Genomic DNA, 6561 nt, shown 5'->3' on the forward strand with positions numbered 1-6561 from the left:
GACTTACCGGCGTCGGGGTGCGAGATCACCGCGAACGTCCGCCGACGTCCCGCCTCCCGCTCGACCTCGGCCTCCTGCCGCGTCGTGCCCGCCTGATCCACGCTCATTCCCGCTGCCCGTCCCGCGTCGCTCCTACTACTTCGACCCCGTCCAGAGTACGCCCGGTGACGGACTCCCCGGGGCGGCCTGTGGACAACCCGGTCACGACGTCGCGCGCGGTTCCCGTACCGCCGCGGTGATCCGGCGCAGCAGCTCGTCGCGACCGGTGTCGCTGGGATAGACCGCGACCAGCACGCTCTCGCCCGTGAGCGCCTCCGGCTCCGCCCGATCCCCGCCCGGGGGTTCCCCCCGCCCCCCGGTGTCCAACACGGTCTCGGCCGTCCGGCGCACCAGGGCCGTCGCGGTGTCGAACCGCTCCCACACCTCTCCGGGGTCCTGGTCGGGGGCGCGCAGCCACGACCTCAGGACGTGGTTGTGCGCGGCGATCAGGGACGCGGCCACCACACCGGCGGCCAGGGAGTGCCCCTCCCCGCCGTCAGCGGCCAGGTACCGGGTGAAGGCCGCCTGGTAGCGGGCGGTCATGGCCACCTCTCGGTCGCGCAGCCGCGGGTGGGCGCGCACGAGCCGGTACCGGGGGACGGTGATCTCCGGGTCGCGCAGGTACCCCTGGAGGACCAGGCGCGCGGCCGCGCACACCGAGCTCAGCGGATCGTCCGGTGATGCCTCCAGGTAGCGGACCACGGTCGAGAAGAGTTCGTCGTGCTCGGCGAAGAGGATGTCCTCCTTCGAGCCGAACCTGCGGAACAGGCTGCGGCGGCTGACCCCCGTGGCGACGGCGATGCCCTCCATGGTGGTGGCCTCGAACCCGTCGTCGGTGAAGAGCCGGACCGCGGCGAGCACCACGTCGCGCGTGTCCGTGCGCGCGGCCCCGCCCCGCGCCTCGGCGCGCTCCCGCGCACCCGTCCCGGCCATGGGGTCCACCCCCTTCACCTCGGTGTCCTGGTCCGTCCGTCTCGGACGACACCCAGAAGGTATCCGACCTCGTCTGTGTACTTCGTCCTGTTCACCCCCTACCCTGGCACTGGATGCCATACACCGGCACGCGGTGCCATGGATCGGGACACGCCACCGGAGAGGGAACGGACATGAGCGACTTCGACCTGTTCAAGACCAGCGAGGAGCACGAGGAGCTGCGCGAGGCCGTACGCTCCGTCGCCGAGGACAAGATCGCCCCGCACGCGGCCGAGGTCGACGAGACCAGCTCCTTCCCCCAGGCCGCGCACGACGCTCTGGTCGCCACGGACTTCCACGCCGCGCACATCGAGGAGAAGTACGACGGCGTGGGCGCCGACGCCCTCGCGACCTGCATCATCATCGAGGAGGTCGCCCGCGCGTGCGCCTCGTCCTCGCTGATCCCGGCCGTCAACAAGCTCGGCACCATGCCGCTCATCCTCGGCGCGTCCGAGGAGGTCAAGCAGCGCTACCTGCCCAAGGTCGCCAGCGGCGAGGCGATGTTCTCCTACGGACTGTCCGAGCGCGAGGCCGGTTCCGACACCGCGAGCATGCGTACCCAGGCCGTGGCCGACGGCGACGACTGGATCCTCAACGGCCAGAAGTCGTGGATCACCAACGCCGGGGTCAGCGAGTACTACACGGTCCTGGCCGTGACCGACCCCGAGGGCGCCCGCGGCCGCAACATCTCGGCGTTCGTTCTGCACGCCGACGACGAGGGCTTCAGCCTGGGCGAGCCCGAGCGCAAGCTCGGCATCAAGGGCTCCCCCACCCGTGAGCTGTTCTTCGACAACGTGCGCGTCCCCGGCGACCGCATGGTCGGCGCTCCGGGCGAGGGCCTCAAGATCGCCCTGCGCACCCTGGACCACACCCGTGTCACCATCGGCGCGCAGGCCATCGGCATCGCCCAGGGCGCCCTGGACCACGCCGTGGCCTACGTCAAGGAGCGCAAGCAGTTCGGCAAGGCCGTCGCCGACTTCCAGGGCGTGCAGTTCATGCTGGCCGACATGGCGATGAAGCTGGAGACCGCCCGGCAGATGGTGTACGTGGCCGCCGCCAAGTCCGAGCGCGGCGACGACGACCTGCCCTTCTACGGCGCCGCCGCCAAGTGCTACGCGTCCGACGCCGCCATGGAGATCACCACCGACGCCGTGCAGCTGCTGGGCGGCGCGGGCTACGTGAAGGACTTCCCGCTCGAGCGCATGATGCGCGACGCCAAGATCACCCAGATCTACGAGGGCACCAACCAGATCCAGCGCCTGGTGATGGCCCGCCAGCTGCTGAAGTAGGCCGTAGCCGGCACGAAGGCCCCGGTCGTCCCGCCCTTCCAGCGGAAGGAAGCGGGACGGGCGGGGCCTCCCGTGTTCCGTGTGCGTTCGGTACCCGGAGGGCGCCGGTCAGACCGTGGACTCGCGCACGAACCGCGCGAAGGGGATCGGGTCCCGGCCCAGCGCCGCGCGCACGTCCTCGGTGACCTCGGCGGCTCCGCCCGCGACGGCGGCGGCGAACCGCTCGTTGAGCGTGTCGACGTACCGCTCGCCCCAGCCCCGGTCCGTGGCCCGGAAGTAGAACCGCGACTCGTCCACCGTCTTGAACCGCCACACCGGGCTGTCGGTGCCCTTCGTCATCCGCACCACCTCGCGGAACGTGAGCGCCTGGGGTCCGGTCAGCGTGTACTCCCGACCGTGGTGGTCCTCCACCAGGGCCGCGACCGCCGCGTTGGCCACGTCCCGCGCGTCCACGAAGCTGACCGCCGTCCGCTTCTTGACCGGCAGTTCGAGCTTGCCGTTCCGGGAGCGCGCCATGCGGGCGAAGGCGCCCTCGGTGAGGTCCTGGTCGAGCCAGTTGGAGCGCAGCACCGTCCACCTGGGGAACCGCTCCTTCGCCCTCCGCTCGACCACTCCCTGGTCGGAGGCGACCGCGACGCCCATACAGGACAGGACGACGGCGTTGCGCGCACCGGCCTCCGCGGCCCGGTCCAGGAACCCCGCCACGCGGTTTCCCAGCCCACTGCCCGTCGGGGTCACCACGAAGACGCTCTCCACGCCGTCGAGGACGTCGTCCCAGTTGGAGGTGTCCGTCCAGTCCAGTCGGGTCTGGGAGGTCCGCGACGCCCCCGTCGCGTCCACCCCGCGCCGACGCAGCTCGGTCAGGACGCGTCGGCCCACCATCCCGGTGGCGCCGGTGACGAGTGTGCTCATCGGATAGACCCCCCACGATCGGTTCGCTCCGGGGGTGTCTCCCACCGGTGTCCGCGCCCCGTTCGGGCCCCACGGTACCGACCGACGCACACCGCGCGTGACGTTCCAGCTCCAGGGGTGTCCCCTCAGTGACGGCGCCCCGGAGCCAGCGCCTCGGCCGCCAGGACCATGACCGCGCCGACGACCGCCACCGCGAGGTTGGCGAACAGCGCGGACTCCTGGAGGAACGCCACGTTCGGGACGACGAGGCGGTTGAACGAGTTGAGGACGATCCCGAAGAACGGCTGGTACCACAGGTGGTCGATCGCGCCGCTGACCCCGATGAGGAAGACGAGGGCCCCGGTGCCCTGGAGGATCTTTCGCATGGGACCCACGCTAGGGAGGGCGCGAGGCGCGCACATCGGACGTCGGTGCCCGGTCGCGCCGCCCAAGGCACGGATCCGCGCCGCCCATCGGCCGACCGCCGTGCCCCCGCGACCCGACCAAAGTATGGATCCGGCCGACGTCGGTCCCCGGCTCCGGCGCGTGGTGCCCCCGGCGGCCGGGCGAACCGTAGACTCCGGGCGATGAACGCTTCCACGGCCCCCGGGCCGCGACGACGGCGCGGCACACGCGACTGGCTCGTGGACCTGGCGATGTTCCTGCTCGCCGTCGGGTTCGGGCTCATGGTCACCGCCGATCTCGGCGAGTCCCCGCACGGCCCGTCCGGACCGGACGTACGCCGCGACCTTCCCCTCTGGTTGGCGGTCGCCGAGCAGTTGGTCGCGTTCGCGGGCTGTGTGGCGCTGTGGTGGCGCCGGCGCTGGCCGATCGGGATCGCCGTGGTCCTGGTCGTGCTCTCGAGTGTGTCCGCGCTCATCGCCGGGGCGATGCTCATCGCGCTCTTCTCCCTGGCCGTGCACCGCCCGCCGAGGATCAGCCTGTCGGTGTTCGGCCTCGCCGTGGGGACGTCCTTCCTCTACTCGTTCCTCTGGCCCGACCCCTACGTGCCGCTCTTCGTCGACTTCCTGCTGGGGGTGGCGATCCTGGGCACCGTCACCGGATGGGGGCTGACCGTCCACCATCGCAGGAAGCTCGTGGAGTCGCTGCGCGACCGGGCCGTGCACGCCGAGGCCGAGGCCCGGCTCCGGGCGGAGCAGGCCCAGCACCAGGTACGCGAGGCCATCGCCAGGGAGATCCACGACGTGCTCGGCCACCGCCTGTCCATGCTCAGCGTGCACGCGGGAGCCCTGGAGTACCGGCCCGACGCCTCCCCCGAGGAGGTCGCCCGTTCGGCGTCGGTGATCCGCGAGAGCGCCCACCAGGCACTCCAGGACCTGCGGGAGGTGATCGGCGTACTACGTGCGCCCGTGGGAGAGCTGCCCCAGCCCACGTTGGCCGACCTGGAACAGTTGGTGGAGGAGGCGGACCATGTCGGCGCCCGGGTGGAACTGGTGCGCGACTGCGAGGGCTCGGTACCCGAACGGGTGGGCCGCACCGCCTACCGGGTCGTCCAGGAGGCCCTGACCAACGTCCGCAAGCACGCGTCCGGGGCCGACACCCTCGTCCACGTGACGGGCGCCCCCGGTGAGGGGCTGACCGTGGAGGTGCGCAACGGCCCCGCGGCCGCGCCTCGGCCGCCCGGCCCGGTCGACGGCGCGGGGCGGGGGCTCGTCGGGTTGGCCGAACGCGTGTCGCTGGCGTCGGGCCGCCTGGAGTACGGACCGACCGGCGGTGGTGGCTGGCGCCTGTCCGCGTGGCTACCGTGGCCAGCATGAGCGAGACCGAGCGGGGCGCCCGCGAGATCGGTGTGGTGATCGTCGACGACGACGCGCTGGTGCGGGTCGGCCTGGTGATGATGATGGGCGGCGCGCCCGACATCCGGGTCCTGGCCGAGGCCGAGGACGGCGGGGCCGTTCCCGACCTGGTCGACGAGCACGCGCCGGACGTGGTGCTGATGGACATCCGGATGCCCGCGGTGGACGGCCTGACCGCCACCGAGCGCCTGCGGGCCCGCCCCGACGCCCCCGAGGTGCTCGTCCTCACCACCTTCGACGCCGACGAGCACGTCCTGCGTGCCCTGCGGGCGGGGGCCGCGGGCTTCCTTCTCAAGGACACCCCTCCCGAGCAGATCGTGGAGTCCGTCCGCCAGGTGGCCCGCGGCCTGCCCGTCCTGTCCCCCGCCGTGACGCGACGCCTCATCGACCGCGTGGCCGCGGGCGACCACGCCGAGCGCGCGGAACGGGCCCGGGGGCGGCTCGCGGCACTCAACGCGCGCGAGCTCGACGTGGCGGTGGCGGTGGGCCAGGGACGGTCCAACGCCGACATCGCGTCTCGGCTGTTCCTGAGCGTGCCGACGGTCAAGACGCACGTGTCCGGCGTCCTCACCAAGCTCGGGCTCAACAACCGGGTGCAGATCGCCCTGCTGGTGCACGACGCCCGGCTCCTCGACGGAACGGACTGATCCGGGCCCGCGACCCGGCGGATCCGAGCGTGCGACGGGCCGGACACGCCGGGCCGCGCGGGGACGTCCGGGGAGCTTCCCCCGCTCCGCTGACACCGACCCGCATACTGTGTGTGACCATCGCATGATCAGTGGGGCGAGAGGGGTGAGGGGCCGTGACCCGCCGCGTCGACCTGCCCAGGGTGCTCGACGCCGTCATGGAGCGGGCCGGACCGCACATCGGGGAGGGCCGGGACGCCGACTACATCCCGGAGCTGAGCAAGGTCGACCCGCACCAGTTCGGGTTCGCGGTGGCCACCGTCGACGGCGAGGTGCACGCGGTCGGCGACTCGACGGTGCCGTTCTCCATCCAGAGCGTCTCCAAGCTGTTCACGCTCGTGCTGGTGATGAGCCGGTCCGGCCACGGGATCTGGCGGCGCGTGCACCGGGAACCGTCCGGCAACGCGTTCAACTCGCTGTACCAGCTGGAGTTCGAGAGCGGCGTCCCGCGCAATCCGTTCATCAACCCCGGCGCGATCGTGGTCACCGACCAGCTGCTCAGCGACACCGGGGACGCGTTGGGGGCCTTGCGGGACCTGCTGCGCGAGGAGACGGGCAACCCGGGGCTGGACGTGGACGCGGTGACCGCGCGCTCCGAGACCGAGACCGGCCACCGCAACCGAGCGCTGGCCTATCTCATGGCGAGCTTCGGCAACATGCGCAACCCGGTCCCCCAAGCGCTCGACCACTACTTCCGCCAGTGCTCCATCACCATCAGCGCGGAGGACCTGGCCCGGGCCGGGCTCGTGCTGGCCAGGCACGGGGTCCGGGCGGACGGCACCCGGTTGGTGAGCCGCGAGGACGCCCGCCGGATCATGGCGGTGATGCTCACCTGCGGCACCTACGACGCGGCGGGGGGGGTCGCCC

General features: G+C 72.2%; 7 protein-coding genes. 4 read left to right on the forward strand and 3 right to left on the reverse strand.

What is annotated here, in order from left to right; all coding sequences use genetic code 11:
- Positions 1 to 201 precede the first annotated feature (201 nt).
- The gene (locus tag D471_RS0131890; protein WP_040692293.1) at positions 202 to 972 is read right to left on the reverse strand and encodes a TetR/AcrR family transcriptional regulator; all 771 of its coding nucleotides are present in this window, start codon (positions 970 to 972) and stop codon (positions 202 to 204) included.
- Positions 973 to 1145: 173 nt separating this feature from the next.
- Between D471_RS0131890 and D471_RS0131895 the strand changes: the two genes are divergently transcribed.
- Positions 1146 to 2300, forward strand: coding sequence for an acyl-CoA dehydrogenase family protein (locus D471_RS0131895; protein ID WP_017602368.1), 1155 nt, complete (start codon positions 1146 to 1148; stop codon positions 2298 to 2300).
- A 108-nt stretch (positions 2301 to 2408) separates the two neighbouring features.
- Here D471_RS0131895 and D471_RS0131900 read toward each other — a convergent pair whose 3' ends face one another.
- Both D471_RS0131900 and D471_RS0131905 read right to left on the reverse strand, forming a co-directional pair.
- Complete coding sequence (locus D471_RS0131900; RefSeq protein WP_017602369.1) at positions 2409 to 3212, reverse strand: NAD-dependent epimerase/dehydratase family protein; 804 nt, start codon at positions 3210 to 3212, stop codon at positions 2409 to 2411.
- A gap of 125 nt (positions 3213 to 3337) precedes the next feature.
- Entirely contained in the window at positions 3338 to 3577 is a 240-nt protein-coding gene (locus D471_RS0131905; protein ID WP_017602370.1) for a hypothetical protein, read from the reverse strand.
- Between the two features lie 201 nt (positions 3578 to 3778).
- Here D471_RS0131905 and D471_RS0131910 point away from each other — a divergent pair, with 201 nt between their 5' ends.
- The 3 genes from D471_RS0131910 to glsA all read left to right on the forward strand — a co-directional run.
- Positions 3779 to 4969, forward strand: a complete 1191-nt coding sequence (locus D471_RS0131910; RefSeq protein ID WP_026128278.1) for a sensor histidine kinase — start codon at positions 3779 to 3781, stop codon at positions 4967 to 4969.
- Entirely contained in the window at positions 4966 to 5655 is a 690-nt protein-coding gene (locus D471_RS0131915; protein ID WP_017602372.1) for a response regulator, read from the forward strand. Before D471_RS0131910 ends, D471_RS0131915 begins: the two co-directional genes overlap by 4 nt.
- Before the next feature lie 155 nt (positions 5656 to 5810).
- Positions 5811 to 6561 (forward strand): glutaminase A (gene glsA, locus D471_RS0131920; RefSeq protein WP_017602373.1); only part of this gene is annotated, 751 nt, incomplete at its 3' end.

It is taken from the genome of Nocardiopsis lucentensis DSM 44048, assembly GCF_000341125.1.
Classification (GTDB): Bacteria; Actinomycetota; Actinomycetes; order Streptosporangiales; family Streptosporangiaceae; genus Nocardiopsis; species Nocardiopsis lucentensis.